At 38.7% G+C, this 17,730-nt stretch carries 16 protein-coding genes; 14 read left to right on the forward strand and 2 right to left on the reverse strand.

The window, feature by feature from the left end; genetic code table 11:
- Positions 1-5 precede the first annotated feature (5 nt).
- The 9 genes from F606_RS0111765 (at position 6) to F606_RS0111805 (ending at position 11,485) form a co-directional block, all read left to right on the forward strand.
- Positions 6-2,159: a methylmalonyl-CoA mutase family protein gene (locus F606_RS0111765; RefSeq protein ID WP_019554092.1), complete on the forward strand. Its 2,154-nt coding sequence runs from the start codon at positions 6-8 to the stop codon at positions 2,157-2,159.
- The gene (gene scpA / locus F606_RS0111770; protein ID WP_019554093.1) at positions 2,159-4,345 is read left to right on the forward strand and encodes a methylmalonyl-CoA mutase; all 2,187 of its coding nucleotides are present in this window, start codon (positions 2,159-2,161) and stop codon (positions 4,343-4,345) included. Before F606_RS0111765 ends, scpA begins: the two co-directional genes overlap by 1 nt.
- Positions 4,338-5,468: a methylmalonyl Co-A mutase-associated GTPase MeaB gene (gene meaB / locus F606_RS0111775; RefSeq protein WP_019554094.1), complete on the forward strand. Its 1,131-nt coding sequence runs from the start codon at positions 4,338-4,340 to the stop codon at positions 5,466-5,468. The genes scpA and meaB overlap by 8 nt, the downstream gene beginning before the upstream one ends.
- A 99-nt stretch (positions 5,469-5,567) precedes the next feature.
- The gene (locus F606_RS0111780; RefSeq protein ID WP_019554095.1) at positions 5,568-7,541 is read left to right on the forward strand and encodes a TonB-dependent receptor plug domain-containing protein; all 1,974 of its coding nucleotides are present in this window, start codon (positions 5,568-5,570) and stop codon (positions 7,539-7,541) included.
- Positions 7,542-7,589: 48 nt separating this feature from the next.
- Positions 7,590-8,585: a TIM barrel protein gene (locus F606_RS0111785; RefSeq protein WP_019554096.1), complete on the forward strand. Its 996-nt coding sequence runs from the start codon at positions 7,590-7,592 to the stop codon at positions 8,583-8,585.
- Positions 8,586-8,587: 2 nt separating this feature from the next.
- Positions 8,588-9,520, forward strand: a complete 933-nt coding sequence (locus F606_RS0111790; RefSeq protein ID WP_019554097.1) for an ABC transporter substrate-binding protein — start codon at positions 8,588-8,590, stop codon at positions 9,518-9,520.
- Positions 9,521-9,568: 48 nt separating this feature from the next.
- Positions 9,569-9,847, forward strand: coding sequence for a hypothetical protein (locus F606_RS0111795; protein WP_019554098.1), 279 nt, complete (start codon positions 9,569-9,571; stop codon positions 9,845-9,847).
- 31 nt (positions 9,848-9,878) lie between these two features.
- Positions 9,879-10,745, forward strand: a complete 867-nt coding sequence (locus F606_RS0111800) for an ABC transporter ATP-binding protein (RefSeq protein ID WP_019554099.1) — start codon at positions 9,879-9,881, stop codon at positions 10,743-10,745.
- The gene (locus F606_RS0111805) at positions 10,745-11,485 is read left to right on the forward strand and encodes an ABC transporter permease (protein WP_019554100.1); all 741 of its coding nucleotides are present in this window, start codon (positions 10,745-10,747) and stop codon (positions 11,483-11,485) included. The genes F606_RS0111800 and F606_RS0111805 overlap by 1 nt, the downstream gene beginning before the upstream one ends.
- 42 nt (positions 11,486-11,527) lie before the next feature.
- On the opposite strand, the gene F606_RS22340 is transcribed toward F606_RS0111805, so the two are convergent.
- Positions 11,528-11,947, reverse strand: a complete 420-nt coding sequence (locus F606_RS22340) for a DUF805 domain-containing protein (RefSeq protein WP_019554101.1) — start codon at positions 11,945-11,947, stop codon at positions 11,528-11,530.
- A 214-nt stretch (positions 11,948-12,161) separates the two neighbouring features.
- Here F606_RS22340 and F606_RS0111815 point away from each other — a divergent pair, with 214 nt between their 5' ends.
- From F606_RS0111815 to F606_RS0111830, 4 genes are all read left to right on the forward strand, one after another.
- Entirely contained in the window at positions 12,162-12,587 is a 426-nt protein-coding gene (locus tag F606_RS0111815; protein ID WP_019554102.1) for a Fur family transcriptional regulator, read from the forward strand.
- A gap of 36 nt (positions 12,588-12,623) precedes the next feature.
- Entirely contained in the window at positions 12,624-13,406 is a 783-nt protein-coding gene (locus F606_RS0111820) for a metal ABC transporter ATP-binding protein (protein WP_407635978.1), read from the forward strand.
- Entirely contained in the window at positions 13,406-14,251 is an 846-nt protein-coding gene (locus tag F606_RS0111825) for a metal ABC transporter permease (protein ID WP_019554104.1), read from the forward strand. Before F606_RS0111820 ends, F606_RS0111825 begins: the two co-directional genes overlap by 1 nt.
- A gap of 147 nt (positions 14,252-14,398) precedes the next feature.
- Positions 14,399-14,665 carry a late competence development ComFB family protein gene (locus tag F606_RS0111830; RefSeq protein WP_019554105.1) on the forward strand — a complete coding sequence of 89 codons (267 nt, stop codon included), beginning with the start codon at positions 14,399-14,401 and terminating at the stop codon, positions 14,663-14,665.
- A gap of 44 nt (positions 14,666-14,709) precedes the next feature.
- On the opposite strand, the gene F606_RS0111835 is transcribed toward F606_RS0111830, so the two are convergent.
- Complete coding sequence (locus F606_RS0111835) at positions 14,710-16,062, reverse strand: hemolysin family protein (RefSeq protein WP_019554106.1); 1,353 nt, start codon at positions 16,060-16,062, stop codon at positions 14,710-14,712.
- A gap of 365 nt (positions 16,063-16,427) precedes the next feature.
- Between F606_RS0111835 and tig the strand changes: the two genes are divergently transcribed.
- On the forward strand, positions 16,428-17,714 hold the full coding sequence (gene tig, locus F606_RS0111840; protein ID WP_019554107.1) for a trigger factor: 1,287 nt from the start codon (positions 16,428-16,430) through the stop codon (positions 17,712-17,714).
- Positions 17,715-17,730 lie beyond the last annotated feature (16 nt).

Here is a 17,730-nt window from a genome sequence, read left to right on the forward strand (position 1 = left end):
GGAAAATGACAGCAGAAAAAAGAAAAATAGAAAACCCTGAGGTCCTGTTTGATGAATTTGATCCACCTACGTATGAAAGCTGGAAAGAAGAAGCCACAGCACTACTCAAAGGTGGAAGTTTTGAAAAAAAACTTTTTACAAAAACTTATGAAGGGATTACATTAGCACCAATTTACACAATGGAAATGGCACCAAATCCAGGCGATATATCCAATTTCCCAGGAACTGAAAATTACTTGCGTGGTACCAAAGTCGGTGGTTATATAACGCAAGCATGGGGAATTTCACAGCAAAGTGATGAGATTTTGCCAAATAAATTAAACGAATTATTGAAACATGAATTAGATAAAGGCTCAACGGTAATTAACATTGCTCTGGATGATATTACGCGCCAGGGGAACAATGCGGAAGCTATTACAAAGGAGTCCGTAAAAAAAGGCGGAGTATCTTTAACGACACTGCAAGATGTTTATGAAGCTTTATCTGGAATTGATCTTGGTGCTTATGGTGTTTATATTCATACAGGCGAATCCAGTGCTTCAATCGTTGCTATGATTTGTGCCATGATGCAGGCAAATGGCGAAATACAAGATAAGCTTCATGGAATCATTGGTGCAGATCCGATTGGTGTATTGGCCGAAGAAGGTCGTTTATCAATTTCAGGGGATGTACTTTATTCTGAAATGGCAGAGCTTATAAAATGGACCGACAAAAATAAAATGGATCTTCGTACGATACTTATTCAAGGGCAGGTTTATAATAATGGCGGCGCATCTGCAGTGCAAGAACTTGGCTTTATGCTGGCGACAGCAATTGTTTATATTCGCAAACTGCAAGAGCAGGGGCTCGATATTAATAGTATTGCTAAAAATATTGCTTTTAGTTTTGCTTTGGGCTCGAATTTCTTTATGGAAATTGCTAAATTACGGGCAGCGAAAGTTCTATGGGCTCAAATTGTGCAGAGCTTTGGTGGCGATACAGAATCTCAAAAAATGGTAATTCATGCTAAAACAGGGCTGTTTAATAAGACGACGTATGACCCTTATGTGAATATGCTGCGTACGACAACGGAAGCTTTTTCGGCAGCAATCGGTGGTATTGATAGTTTGGAAACAACACCTTTTGATGCTTGTATGCAGCTGCCCGATGAATTTTCTCGTCGTATTGCCCGTAATGCGCAATTGATTTTACAAAATGAATGTAATTTGCGGCAGCCAATTGATCCGGCTGGCGGTTCGTGGTATGTCGAAACCCTGACGCAGCAAGTGGCAGATAAATCATGGCAGATATTACAAGATATTGAAAATAAAGGCGGTATGGTGCTAGCATTGCAAAATGGTTTTGTGCAAAAAGACATTCAGGATGTCTTGTCACAGCGTTTTAAAAAGCTTGCGCAGCGTACAGACAGGGTCGTTGGTGTCAATATGTATGCGAATGCAATGGAACCAGTGATTGAGAAACGGAAAATCAATATGGAAGAAATTTATCAAACAAGGGCTCAATCGGTAAAGTCATTTTTAGCAGATATCGATGAAACATACAAAAATATCAGTTTAAGTGAATTAGTCAGTGCAAGGGAAAATGCAAATTTCATGCCGATGCTGGAGCAGGCTTTTGCCGCAGGAGCGACTTTAGCTGAAGTTACAGCCGTACTTAACCGAAAAAATACAGGGATGAAGATCGAGCAAGTTGTTGAAAAACATCGTTTTAGTGAACAATTTGAAGCATTGCGTAATAAAGCGAGGATTTATGAAAGTGAACATGGAGAAAAGTTAAAAGTTTTCTTGTGTAATATGGGAAATATTCCACAGCATAAACCGAGAGCTGAATTTAGTACAGGATTTTTTGAAGTCGGGGGTTTTGAAGTTTTGAAAAATGATGGTTTTATGACAACCCAGGAAGCTGCCAAGGCAGCCGTGGATTCGGGAGCTTTTGCTGCAATCATCTGTTCAACCGATGATACATATCCTGAGCTTGTGCCACCAACGACAAAACAAATTAAAGCTGCAAAACCAGATATGGTTGTTATGGTTGCGGGAATGCCTGCACCAGAATTTGAGCAGTCATACAAAGATTCTGGTGTAGAGGAATTTATTCATGTACGAGCAAATTGTTTGCAGGTTCTGACCTGGATGCAAATGAAAGGGGGCATTAAATAATGCAGAAAAATCCTGATTTTACAAAAATTTCTTTGAATCAGAAAGTTGAAAAGGAAAGTTTTGCTGAATGGAAAGATCGTTTGGAGGCACAAACCGGCAAGAGTTTTAAAGAATTGTATCAAAGAACTATGGAACAGATTGATTTGAAACCGCTTTATACAGGCTTTGATTTGGCAGGTATGCATCATTTGCATTATATGGCAGGCATTCCACCATTTCTGCGTGGACCATACCCTAGTATGTATGTAACTCGTCCTTGGACAGTACGTCAATACGCTGGTTTTTCTACGGCAGAAGAATCAAATGCTTTTTATCGCCGCAATCTTGCCGCCGGGCAAAAAGGACTTTCGATAGCCTTTGACCTGGCGACACATCGCGGTTATGATTCCGATCATCCCAGAGTTGTTGGTGATGTTGGTAAAGCTGGCGTGGCAGTTGATTCAATTCTGGATATGGAGATTCTTTTTTCAGGAATTCCACTGGATAAAATGTCTGTATCAATGACGATGAATGGTGCGGTTTTGCCGGTTTTAGCTTTTTATATCGTTGCAGCGGAAGAGCAGGGTGTTAAAAAAGAAGTGTTAGCCGGAACGATTCAAAATGATATTCTTAAGGAATTTATGGTACGTAATACATATATTTATCCGCCAATTCCATCCATGCGTATTATTGGCGACATTTTTGCTTACACATCACAGAATATGCCGAAATTTAATAGTATCAGTATTTCCGGATATCATATGCAAGAAGCAGGTGCTACGGCTGATATTGAACTTGGCTATACGCTCGCTGATGGTCTGGAATATATTCGAACTGGCGTGAATTCTGGTCTTAATGTTGATGCATTTGCTCCACGCCTTTCCTTTTTTTGGGCTATGGGGAAAAATTATTTTATGGAAGTTGCCAAAATGAGGGCGGGACGGTTGTTATGGGCTAAAATTATCAAACAATTTAATCCGCAAAAAGCCAAGTCAATGGCACTTCGTACACATTGTCAGACTTCAGGCTGGAGCCTTACGGAGCAAGATCCTTATAACAATATTGTAAGAACTTGTGTAGAAGCTATGGCTGCTGCTTTAGGCCATACACAGTCTTTGCACACCAATGCATTAGATGAAGCGATTGCACTGCCAACGGATTTTTCTGCTCGTATTGCGCGTAATACACAGCTTTATTTGCAAGATGAAACGAAAATATGTAAGGTTGTTGATCCATGGGGCGGATCCTATTATGTGGAAGCTTTAACCCAAGAACTTGTTAGAAGTGCCTGGGCACATATTCAGGAAGTTGAAAAATTGGGTGGGATGGCGAAGGCTATCGAAACTGGTTTGCCAAAAATGCGTATTGAAGAAGCTGCAGCTCGTCGGCAGGCACATATTGATTCGCGTGATGAAATGATTGTTGGTATTAATAAATATCGCTTAGACCATGAAGATCCACTTGATATTTTGGCGGTTGATAATGTAGCCGTGCGGTTGTCACAAATTAAGCGTCTTGAAAAGCTTAGAGCAAATCGGGACAATGATACAGTACAGTCTTGCTTAGAAGCTATTACAAATTCAATGGAAACTGGTCGGGGAAATCTTTTGGAATTGGCTGTAGAGGCTGCTAGAGCCAGAGCCAGTTTAGGGGAAATTTCGGATGCGATTGAAAAAGTCAGTGGAAGGCATAAAGCGGTCATTCGATCTATATCAGGTGTATACAGCAGCGAGTTTGCTGATAGCAATGAATTTGAAAGAGTTCGCAAAATGACGGATGAATTTGAAGAGCATGAGGGGCGTCGCCCGCGTATTATGATTGCTAAAATGGGACAAGACGGACATGACCGAGGAGCAAAAGTAATCTCCACAGCGTTTGCTGACTTAGGATTTGATGTTGATATTGGTCCTTTATTTCAAACACCAGAGGAAACAGCACAAGATGCAGTTGATAATGATGTCCATGTAGTGGGGATGAGTTCCTTAGCTGCTGGACATAAGACACTGTTGCCACAGCTCATTGAAGAATTGAAAAAACGCGGCCGCGAAGATATTATGGTTTGTATTGGTGGCGTTATTCCAGCGCAGGACTACGAATTTTTATATAAAAGTGGAGCCGCCGCAATTTTTGGACCAGGTACAGTGCTTCCGATCGCAGCCGGAAATATTCTTGAAAAATTAAAGGAACAGCTGCATTGGGATGACTGATGTATATAAGCCGGATTGGACCCCATCCAATGCAGGCAAAGAATTTGCTTGTGATGTTATGAAAGGGGTTCAAAGTAGTCACGATGGAATGACAAATTTTGCTGCGACAACGGTAAGAAAATCTATTTCTGTAACCAAACGTGACAAACTTACGGTAGAAGATTATGTACAAGGAATTTTAGCGGGAGATCGAATGCTGTTAGCTAGAGCAATCACTTTGATTGAGAGTAATTCACCGAAACACATGGAGCTGGCACAAGCTGTATTACAGAGAATTTTACCTTATTCCGGAAACTCAATTCGAGTGGGAATTACAGGTGTTCCTGGCGCGGGGAAAAGTACTTTTATTGAGGCTGTAGGTTGCAGCCTCTGTCAAAAGGGGCATAAATTAGCTGTTTTAGCGGTTGATCCGAGCAGTAGTATTACTCGGGGCAGTATCTTAGGTGATAAAACGCGTATGGAAAATTTATCGCGTGAAAAAAATGCTTTTATCCGACCATCGCCCTCGGGTGGTACCTTGGGAGGTGTAACTCGAAAAAGTCGTGAAACTCTGCTTTTATGTGAGGCAGCCGGGTATGATATCATTTTGGTGGAAACGGTTGGTGTAGGACAAAGTGAAATTACGGTACGCTCCATGGTGGATTTCTTTTTATTGGTTGTTTTAACAGGTGCCGGTGATGAACTGCAAGGCATGAAAAAAGGCGTTATGGAAATTGCCGATGCAATTTTAGTCAATAAAGCCGATGGGGATAATAAACAAAAGGCCGAGATGGTGAAAGTCGATTATGAACGAATGCTTCATTATCTGAGGCCGGCAACGGAAGGGTGGCAGACCAAAGCCTATACCTGCTCAGCTGTAACAGGAGCAGGTATAGCCGAGCTTTGGGATGTGATTCATACATTTCGGGAGAAAATGATGGAAAATCATGCTTTTCTTAACCGACGGAAAGTTCAAACGATGGAGTGGGTTTATGCCATGGTAGAAGATCATTTACGTAGTGTGTTTTACCAAAATGCGAATGTTAAAGCAAATCGGCCATTCATTGAAAATCAAGTGGCGGCAGATCAGCTTTCGGCAACGATGGCCGCACAGAAACTGATTGATGCGTTTGAAAAATCTTGAAAATAAAATTTAAAACAAGTGCCGGTGATGCAGGGAGAGAACTGCATCACTGGTTTGTTTTAGTCATGTTATTTAAAAATAAAGGGAGATTTTGCAGTTATGCGATTGAAAACAAAAAGAAATAGACAACAATATCATATGCTAATAATGGGAATAACACTGCTTTTAGGGACATCTTTTACTACGGTACATGCAGAGGATATGACGGAACCCATTCAAGATATAGTTCTTGATCCAGTTGTAGTGACTGCCAATCGGATTCCAACCAAACGTTCTGATACCGCGGCCAATGTCACGGTAATCACCGCTGCCCAAATTGAAGTGAATCATTATGCATCTCTTGCAGAGGTTTTACGGCAGGTAAATGGTATTGTAGTGACAGAAGCTTCGATGACAAGGCAAGATTTAGTGAGAATTGACGGGGATGACCGTGTATTGGTAATGCTCGATGGTCGCCGCATGAATATGGATAAAGGTGCATCAAGTAATCGTGCCAGTATTGATTTAAAGACAATTGCCAGTATGCAAAACATCGAGCGAATTGAAATCGTAAAAGGGGCTGGATCAACCTTATATGGTTCCGATGCAGTCGGTGGTGTGATTAACATCATAACGAAAAAAGGGAAAAATGTTAAATCAGAATCGACGCTGGATATGAGTATCGGATCTTGGAAAACGCAAAATTATGATCTGACCAATCAGGGCAGCCAAGGTGATTGGAACTGGTTTGTTACAGCTGGACTGCAAAATCAAGACTATATGAAATACAAAAATTGGAAAAATGATACTACTACTCGAATGGGAAACAGCGATTATGCGAAAAAAAATGGAACGGTGCGTCTCGATAAAAAAATAAATGATGCTTCTTCTTTGACATTTAATTATGAGCATATGACAGATGATTCTGGTCAATGGAATGAAGCCGCCGGATATAGTAAATATGGCATGTCAGCAAATTACTTACATGATCGTATGGATAAATTAGTCAATAATGCTGCTATTACATATCATTATAAAGAAAATACAGATGCTCCAAGTTATCTTCGCTATTATCAAAATTATACAACCCAAGGCTTTAATGATATAGATGGTGGTGCTGGCTATTCCCGTTATAGTAATAAAATGACAGGATTTGATTGGCAGGACAATTGGTTGCTTGGACAAAACCATTTGGTTGCTGGCACAGAATGGCATCAGACAAAAATTAATAATGGTGCATTATCCGGCGGGGATTATCTCGATAAAAAAATAACAAATAAAGCGGTTTACTTAGAAGATCGTGTACATTTGACAGATCGTTTAACGTTTGTACCAGGGGTTCGCTATGATGATCATAGTATGTTTGGCGGTCAGACTACGCCAAAAGCGGCACTTAATTATAAAATTGATCCTAAAACGAATATGTATGCATCTTGGGGTAGAATCTTTAATGCACCAAATGCGGATGATTTGTTTTGGCATGATCCGTATGGATATATGCTTGGTAATCCTGATTTGCAGCCGGAAACTGGTTATAAAACCACACTTGGTATAAACAGGCAGTTTGATGAAAAAACAGCAGTTTCGTTAAGTGCTTTTGAAAGCAAAATTCATAATGCGATTGGATGGGTAGAGATCGATCCGGCCAATTATATTTATAAAGCCTTAAATGCTGATGAACAAAAGAAACATGGCATTGAATTTACGATCAATCATAAATGGAACGATAACTGGAGTGTGGATGCGGGTTACTCTTATATAAAAACCGAAACAAGATCTTCAGATAACTATAATTGGGATCAAAATAATAGCGATCCCAATGGTTATAATTTTGGGGTGCATTATCATGATGCAAAATGGGATAATGCTGTAAATGTGAGTGGCGGCAGCGGTCGGAGCTTACAATATTTTACTGCCAGCAACTACTGGATTTGGAATGCTAACGCAAACTATAAAATTACGGATGCTATGACAGCGTATATCAAGGTCGATAATCTTACGAATAAAGCGTATGAAATGACTGGAAATAAAGATGTTGGTGCTTATCCGATGGCCGGTCGCTTTATGGAAGTTGGGGTTAAATATACTTTTTAAGTAATGTAATATAGAATCGGTGAGACAATAAAAGGGTGCTTTTCAATTATGGAACTTGAAACGTATAAGGGAGGGAGTCTTATTTTAGAATTAGTAAATTTATCTAATTATCCCAGCGATACGAAAGATCTGATAATGAATCACGCTGAATCGCTGGAGGATTTCTTAAATACATATGATCTAGACGGTATCGAGATGATGCTTTGTGAGCCGTGGGATGCAGAATTGCACAGGCCGGAGTGGATTAAGGGGATACATCTGCGCTTTTGGTTTAATTGGCTTGATTTTTGGCGGCAGGATTATGCGAGTTTATATAAAGAAATAGGAAATGAAGATTTTATTTCTAAGTGTTATGGTGGTTTAACACGCCAAGACTGGCTGAATGTATATCGGCAAAATATTATATATTCTGCTGCTACACCTGCAGAATATATGGTCTTTCATATAGCACAGGCTCGTTCAAGCGAAGTTTTTAATTATCGCTTTTCAGCCACAAGCCGTGAAGTTGTGATGGCAGCAGTAGAGGTGGTTAATGAAATCACTAGGGAGCTGCCTTCGGATCGACTATTGTTATTTGAAAATTTATGGTGGCCTGGTTTAACGCTTTTAGATAAGGATTTGGTAGAATATCTTTTTCGTAATATCGAACATAAAAATAGTGGAATCATGCTCGACACAGGGCATTTAATGAATACCAATTTAGATTTAAACACGCAGGCGGAGGCCGTTGATTACGTTTTAAAAACAATAGAGGACTTAGGGGAATACAAAACAAAAATTCATGGTATTCATTTGCATTATTCTTTATCAGGAAGGTATGTGAAACAGAAAAAACAATTTTGTACGGATGATCCTACGGATCCAGTTCAGTTGATGAATCATATTTTGCAGATTGATCAGCATCTGCCGTTTACAGATTCAGCGGCAAAAAAAATTGTTCACCGGATTTGTCCTGATTATTTAATTCATGAATTTGTTCAACGTTCCAGACTGGATTGGCAGCAAAAAATAAGAATACAAAAATCTACAATGGCAGGTGTATAATAATGAAGCGCAATATTATAATTGTACTGTTATTTAGCATTGTATGCTTGATTTTTAGTGGTTGTGGCAATGCTGTTAAACTTGAACAAAATACTGGCTATAAGGTAGTCGACTCACATGGGCAGGTTTTGGAGATGCTGCATAAGCCGCAGCATATTGTTTCTTTGACTTTATGCAGTGATGAAATTTTACTTTCCTTAGTTGATAAAGACTGTTTAGCGTCGGTGTCGTCACTCGCGGCAAACCCGTCTATTTCAAATGTCGCTGTGCAGGCAGAAGGCTTGGCTATGCTTGAAAATAAAAGTATTGAAGCGATTTTGGCTAAAAATCCAGATTTGATTATTGTGGGTGACTGGCTGCCAGACGATTTTATTGTGAGTCTGCGTGAATTAAATGTGCCGGTGTATGTATATAAAACGCCGCAAACCATTGCTGAGGTCAGAACTTTAGTTTTAGATATGGGAAGCATTGTTGGTGAAACTGAAAAAAGTAAAAAAATTGTTGCAGATATGGATGCTGTATTAACTCAAATAACGAATAAAGTTCAATTGATTCCTGAAAATCAAAAAAAGATGGTCATGGCCATGTCTTTTATGGGCTGTTATGGAGGGAAAGGCACCATGCTGGATGATATCTATAAAAAGGCGGGTGTCATCAATGGAGCGGCTTTAGCCGGACTTGAGAAAAATGATGTGTTAGCGAAAGAACAGATCGTGGCAATGAAACCGGATATTTTGATGATTCCAACCTGGGATTATGAAGGAAAAGATATTAGAGAATTTAAAAATAATATATTGACAGACCCGGCACTTCAGCAAGTTCCGGCAATTATGAATCAGAAGTTTATTCAAATTGATGATAAATATACCTATTCGACATCACAGTATGTGGTTTATGCAGTAAAAAATATTTTTGAAGCAGTCTATGAAAAATGATAAAATAATATGCTTCAACATGGTAAAATAAAAAATGGAGGGATTTATATGTCAAATTTTACAAGCGTACCGTTTACGCCGCTTCGTGAGCGGATTGCAATGGATCATCCAGAGTTATTAGCAGGGTTAGATCAGATGCGGGAACGAATTGGTGAAGCGGATTTTGATAAATATATCAATTCATTGATCAGCCTAAAAAAGAGCGGTGATCTGGTATTGCTTATTACCGGAAAAACAATGTATTATTCAATTATTGAACAAAAATTCATTCCTGTATTAAAAGACTGTTTTCATGTGAGTAAAGTGCGCGTCATAAGTCAAGGGTAAAGCAATTTATAGAAAAAGTAAGGTGAAGTGTTTGATCAAAATAGAAGGTCTGGTAAAAAAATATAAGCATAAAAATGCCAAAAACAAAGATGAATGGAAAACAGTTGTAAATGATTTGAATTTACATATCGAGCCGGGCGAAATATTTGGTCTTTTGGGACCCAATGGTGCTGGGAAAACAACGACAATTCGTATGCTTACGATGCTCACGCAGGCGACAGCAGGCGAAATCGTGTACAATGGTCTCAATGTAAAACACGATCAGGAAGCAATGAAAGCCCTGATTGGAGTTGTGCCGCAGCAGATTAATTTTGATCAAGATCTGACGGTGGGTGAAAATATGGAACTACATGCTCGGCTGCATCATATGGGAAAAGAAAGTAGAAAACAGCGGATTGCTGAGCTTTTAGAGTATGTTGAACTTTCTGACCGGGTAAATGATAATGTGCGCTTATTGTCGGGGGGAATGAAACGCCGGCTGTTGATTGCCAGGGCACTGATTCATAATCCGAAGATTCTATTTCTAGATGAACCAACCGTTGCACTTGATCCTCAGGTGCGGCGCCGTATTTGGGACTTAATTCGCCGGATGCATCGTGAAGATGTTACGGTTTTATTAACAACCCATTATATCGAAGAGGCGGAACATCTTTGCAATCGTGTGGCGATTTTGAATAAAGGAAAATTAATTGCATTGGATTCACCGAAGGCTTTGTGTGAACGGGTAGGCCGTTATGTCGTGGAATGGGATGCACTGGATGAACGGGATTTTCGATTTTTTATGACAAGAGAAGCTGCTGCTGAATTTGCTGCAACAGTGGATGCAGCTACAACAATTCGACGTTCGAATTTAGAGGATGTGTTTGTTGAGCTCACCGGCAGGAAGGTGAATGTTTGATGCTGTATGATGTTTGGACGGTGTTTTGGCGGGATTGGGTTGTCTTGAAACATCGCATGATTAAATTCATCTTAAGTCGTATGGTAGCACCTATGCTTTACCTTGTTGCGTTTGGGTGGGGACTTGGCCGTAGTATGCCGCCGATTGGTGGTGGGTCGTATATTGATTTTCTGGTACCGGGTATTTTGGCTCTGAATTCGATGAATATCAGTTTCAATAGTATTACACCTGTACATTCAGAACGCATTTATCATAAAAGTTTAGAGGAATATTTGGTAGCACCAATTCGTCCGCTGGCGTTTATTATCGGCAAAATTTTGGCGGCGGTCTTGCGTGGACTTATTTCTTCCGTTATTATTGTTGTGCTGGCCTATCTGTTTGGGGCAAATTTTATGATTACACCGCTTTTTGTTTTAGTATTAATATTTAATTGTATTATTTTTGCTGAAATTGGCTTTGGTGCTGCGATGACGATTCATTCTTATGAAGATATGGGACGCTTTAATACATATATTCTGCTCCCAATGTCTTTTTTATGTGGAACATTCTTTGCGACCGATAAACTGCCGCTTGCAGCTAAATATTTTGTGGAACTGCTGCCGCTTACACATACCAGTTATTTATTACGCAATATTGGTGCAGGACATGATTTTTCTTTGTTATCTGCTTTTGTGTTAGCTCTATATATGTGCGTAGGTTTATTGGTTTGCATTTGGGCTATGCGTAAAATTAAGGAATAAAAAAACGACTGGGTAAAGATTTTCATCTTTACCCAGTCGTTTTTATGAATTGCTTGTCATAACTGGCTGCGGTTTGACCAATGGATCGTTGCCGAATCGATTTTGTCCTTTTGTTCCTTTAATTGACAATAAGCACAGAGAAAAAATAATCGGAATCGGGAAAATAAGGATAAATCCGATGATCATCCACCAGCCTTTAAAATTGAAATCATGTAAACGTCTAATATAAAGAGATGCAATAAATGGCGAGCTGAGTATAGCCAAAAATAGAATGCAAGCTTCGGTCACGGAGCTCAGACTACTGTTATCACCATGAGCGGATAAATACGCACCAACAATAAAAGATGAAATTGCCGTAGCCAAACCAAATACTACACCGATTGTGAAAATTTGCATGAAATATTTTTTTCGGTTTAACCGTCCGTTAAATGTTAAATAATTTTTTTTGAAACTTTCTGACATGAATAAAGCAACTCCTTTTTTAGTTGATCGAGATAAAATAGTTCTTACTGTTTCGCTAATATTCTTTTAAAGTATAAAGAATATTAGCAAAATATGCAATGATTAATATGTCCTTACCAATTTTGTGCAAAGGTTCACTAAGAATTATCTTAACAGAGATCATTATATATGTTACAATACTATATACAAAAATTACGATTTAGGAAGTGTGGAAATGGAAAAAAAGCTTTCTATCCTGCGCGAAAAAGGCTATAAAATTACTCCACAGCGTCGAGCTGTTATTACGGCGTTAGAAGAGTTCGGAAAGTTTCCCACAGCCCAGAACATTCTGGAATCTGTCAAAAAAACACAACCGGATGTGTCACTGGACACGATTTATCGAAATTTAACGCTGCTGGCAGAAGTGGGGATCGTGCATGAAATCCATCGTCATACTGGCAATATTTACGAAATAGTAAACCCAGGACATCATCACCATCATTTAGTTTGTACCGAGTGCGGCAGAACGGAATGTCTTGATATTTGTCCAGTAAATGATGCTTATGTACGTGAGGCAGAAAAAAAAGGTTTTCAGATTACCGGGCATACTTTTGAATTTTATGGGATTTGCCACGACTGTAATACTGGAAATAAAAAGTAACCAATAGTAGGAAGGTTGTTGTTTGTGTTCAATAAAATGATACATCATAATGCGCCGTCTGGTGAAGATTGTACGAAATTATGTTGTACTAAAATAAAAAATTTTGGTGTAAAAATCGGTAAAACCGATATTTTTAGTCAGGTCAATATTCATATTCATTGTGGCCAGCTGACGGCATTGATAGGCCCAAATGGTGCGGGGAAAAGTACATTGCTCAAGGCGATTTTGGGTGAGGTTGGGCATACAGGGGATCTTCATTATGTGGATGCCAAAGGGCAGCATACAGGCCATCCAGTTATTGGCTATGTGCCACAGTATTTGAATTTTGATGTGAGTTCACCGACGAGTGTTATGGATATTTTTATGGCTTGTTTAACGAGTCGACCTGTGTGGTTATGCAGTTCTAAAAAGTTGCGACCACGTGTCCTTGCTGGTCTTAAACGGGTGAAAGCAGAGCATCTAATCGATCGGCGCTTAGGGGCTTTATCAGGGGGAGAACTACAGCGTGTCCTTTTGGCGTTATCACTGGACCCGATTCCTGATTTATTGCTTTTAGATGAACCTGTTTCTGGTGTTGACCAAAACGGATTAGAACTTTTTTATGAAATTGTTGCGGATTTACGCGAAAAGGAAGATATGGCAATTATTTTGATTTCACATGATTTGAATTTGGTAGCAAAACATGCTGACCAAGTGGTTTTGCTCAATAAAAAAGTGGTTTGCCAAGGCACACCACATGAGGTTTTTAAAGATGAACGAGCCAAAAAAATTTTTGGAATGCTGATTGCTCCAGCTGAAGAAAAAGGAGTGGAGGCATAATGTTAGATACAATTTATATGCTGCTAAATTCGTTATTTCCTTTTCAATGGATGGATCATACCTTTATGAAAAATGCCTTTTTAGCAGTGGTTATGATTACGCCGCTGTTTGGTCTTTTAAGTACGATGGTGGTTAGTAATCGCATGGCTTTTTTTTCGGATTCACTGGGGCATGGTGCATTTACAGGGATTGCTATTGGCGTGCTGCTGGGAGGCGTGGAACCATTGGTGTCATTGGTTATTTTCTCCATTTTATTTTCCCTGCTCATTACGTATATCAAAAGTAAAAGCAGTGCCTCAACCGATACGATTATTGGTGTTTTTTCTTCGACAGCGATTGCTATGGGTTTAATGATGATGTCGTATGGTGGTGGATTTAATAAATTTTCATCGTATTTGATTGGTGATTTATTAAGCATAAAAACAGAAGAACTTTTAGCACTGCTGTTTGTCTTTGTGTTGGTGGTGTTTGTTTGGGTCCTCATCTTTAATCGATTTTTGATGATCAGCATCAATATATCATTTGCGGCAAGCCGCGGTATAAAAACGATGTGGATTGAAATGGGATTTGCTGCTGTTTTGGCAGTTGTTGTGGCGATAAGCATTCAATGGGTTGGTCTTTTGATTATCAATTCGATGTTGGTTTTACCAGCAGCAGCAGCTCGAAATATTACAAATAACGTAAAACAATATCATCTAGTGTCGGTGCTTTTTGCTTTGACTGCCGGTTTGGCAGGGCTCATTTCCTCCTATTATACCAATACGGCAACCGGTGCTACGATTGTAGTTATTTCAGCAGGACTCTTTTTTATTACGTTAGCGTTAAAACCGTATTTTATTCGTTGAGACATGAGGCAAAAAACAGATTATTTTTTAATTGATTTTCTTTGCCAGATAGTATACGCTTAAATTGAATTATATCTTACTCGATAAAAATAAATTCTTGTTGGCAGTAAAATAAGTTTGTATAAAATAGTAGAGGAGATATGGGCTGTGAAAATAAAAAACAGTATGGAAGATTTTGTTTTTTCCAAAATAAACGCAATACTGGCGGAGTATGGTGATGTTTGTAAATGTGAGAAATGCAGGACTGATATTGCTTTGCTTGCTTTAAATCATTTACCACCGCATTATGTTTGCAGTGACAAGGGAGATACCCTAACTCGCTTGAATCTATATCAACCGGAAAATGAAGTGGACATGATTCGTGAAATTGCTAAAGCTGTTGAGATTGTTAGTGTTAATCCACATCATTCATAAATAAAAAAGCATCGCTCAAAATTTTATTTTGAACGATGCTTTTTTTAAACGGAAAGCTCTGATTCTGTTTTTTCACCAGATGGTTCTTTATCAGTGTCTTCTTTTATAACCATGATTTTATCTATACGAGCTCTATCCATATCAAGAATTTCAAACGTAAAATTATTCCACGTGAATTTCTCTGCTTCTTTTGGAATATAACCTAAATAGGAAGTAATGAAGCCTCCCATGGTTTGATAATGATCAGGGTCCTCATCGGGTAATTCATCTAGTTCAAACTGTTCCTTGAAATCGTCAATCGAATATAGACCGTCTACCAGCCAGGATTGATCATCACGACGAATGATCTGAATTGGTTCTGGTTCATTATTTAATGAGATATCACCAACAATTCCAGAAATGATATCTTTTATCGTGATAAAACCGACGACACCGCCGTATTCATCAAGTACAATCGCTTCATGTGTACCCGTTTCTTTAAATTTTTCTAAAACACGAAAAGACTCCATAGACCGAGGAATAAACATCGGTTTGCGAAGATATTTTGCCAAATTTAAATCCTGTTTATTAATGGCAGCATTTAATAAATCTTTTGCATAGAGTACACCAGCAAAGTCATCGAGATTGTCTTTGCCGACAGGAAAGATCGTATCAGGATTTTCTTTAATCAGTTCTAAATTATGCTCGAGTGAATCGGCAAGATCCAGCCAAAACATCTGCGTGCGTGGTCTCATTAAAGCATAAGCCGTCTGGTCGCTCATATGGAAAATTCGATCCACCATATCCTGTTCTGTTTTTTCAAAGGTGCCATCTTCGGTGCCTTGTTCAATTAGGTTTTTCACTTCATCTTCGGTTACAGCATCCTCAACGCGTGGATTAATGCCACAAATAGCAAGTACCATAGTCGTGGAGGTGGAAAGAAAATGGACAAACGGTCTAGTAGACAATTCCATTTTATTCAATAATTTAGCAAAATGAAGCAGAATGATTTCAGGGCTGTTGCCAGCAATTTTTTTCGGTACGAGTTCGCCGATGATCAGATTTAAATAGGTGATAAATACAACGCTGCAGATAAAGGCAATTAAATCAGCATAGAAATTATCAATCGAGAGAGTTGATAACAATCCTGATAAAATTGGCGCAAGTTCAGCGCCGGCTAAAGTACCAATTAAAATACTCATTAAGGTTATGCCAATTTGCATGGCCGAAAGAAATCGTTCTGGATCATCCATGATTTTGCTAGCCAGCTGTAGTTTTCGATCATCATTGTTCGATAGTTTTTCAAGCTTGCTTTTATGGGTTTCTAGTATCGCGGTTTCGGTCAGAACAAAAAAGCCATTTGCAATAATACAACATAAAGTTAATGCGAGTTTAATACTCGTCTCGGGACTGTCCAAGAAAAAGCCACATCCTTTTTTTATTTAAAAATTATATACTTACATCAGAAAAAATTTTTAATTTTTGATATTAAGTATTATTATACCATATTTTTAAGATATAGTTTAGATATTATTTGAAATGAAACTAATAGTTAAGCTGCTTTAAATATTCTATATGGCAATCGTAAGGAATGGGGTATAGGACCGAGTGGCGTCTGTCATTTACTATATGCATGCAATTTACTTGTTTTTGGCTAATAATTATGATATGATGCACTATATGGCGTATTGTGCTTTAGACTATAAATTGGTAGTTCGGCAAAGTTTACGTAAGCCAGAGAAAAATAATGAGTTGTAGGAAAAACAGGAGGTCATTGTATATAATGAAAGTTACTGCAGAAAAAATAGACAATCATCAAGTTGTTTTAGAGATGGAAGTACCACAAGCGGAATTGAGCAAAGCAATTGAAAAAGCTTATACTAAGCTTGCAAATAGAGTGAATGTCCCAGGGTTCCGTAAAGGTAAAGCACCACGTAAAATTTTGGAACAACGCATCGGCAAAGAAGCAATTTTGGATGAAGCTTTTGAATTGCTTGCTCCTAAAGCATTTAATGATGCCCTTACGCAGGAAAATATTGAACCGGTAAGCCGTCCTAAAATTGACGTTGTGACTTTGGAAGAAGGTAAAGATGTTGTGTTTAAAGCAACGATTACTGCAAAACCAGAAGTTACACTTGGTGAATATAAAGGTTTAACTGTAGCAAAAACAACTGTAGAAGTTAAAGACGAACAAGTAGAAGAACAAATCAAACAAATGCTGGATCATCATTCGAAAATGGTTACAGTTGAAGATACGATTGTTGCAAAAGATGATTTTACAACGATTGATTTCAAGGGCTTTGTTGATGACGCTGCTTTTGATGGTGGGGAAGGTAAAGATTATCCACTCCAAATTGGTTCGGGAAGCTTCATTCCTGGTTTTGAAGAACAGTTGATTGGTGCTACAGTAGGTCAGGAACTTGATGTACATGTAACATTCCCTGCAGAATATCACGCAGCAAATTTAGCTGGTAAACCAGCTGTGTTCAAATGCACAGTAAATAATATTAAACGTAAAGAATTGCCGGAACTTGATGATGCATTTGCTAAAAAAGCAAGTTCATTTGAAACGGTGGCTGAGCTTAAAGCCGATATGAAAGATAAACTGGAAAAAAATGCAGTCGTAAAAGCTGAAAATGATAGAAAAGCAGAAGCTCTTAAAATTGCAACTGAAAATATGACAGTGGATATTCCAGATGAAATGATTGATAACCGTATTAGCCATATGCTGGAAGAACTTTCAATCAGCCTTGAAAATCGCGGAATGAAATTAGACCAGTATTTACAATATGCAAACACGGATATTGCAAAATTACGTGAAACATATCGTGAAACGGCAGTCGTCAATGTGAAAACAGATTTGATGCTTGAAGCAGTAGCAAAAGCAGAAGAAATTAAAATTGAAGCAGCTGATATGCAGGTAGAAGTGGAAGCGATGGCGAAAGCTTATGGTGCAACAGCTGCACAAGTACAAAAAATTATTAGCGAACAAGGGCGTATTGGTGATTTAATGGCAACGATTATGCGCAAGAAAGCTGCACAGTTTATTGTTGATCAAATCGCAGAATAAGTTTTGCCGCTAAGAG

Source organism: Propionispira raffinosivorans DSM 20765, from assembly GCF_000381065.1.
In the GTDB taxonomy this organism is placed as follows: Bacteria; Bacillota; Negativicutes; order Selenomonadales; family Selenomonadaceae; genus Propionispira; species Propionispira raffinosivorans.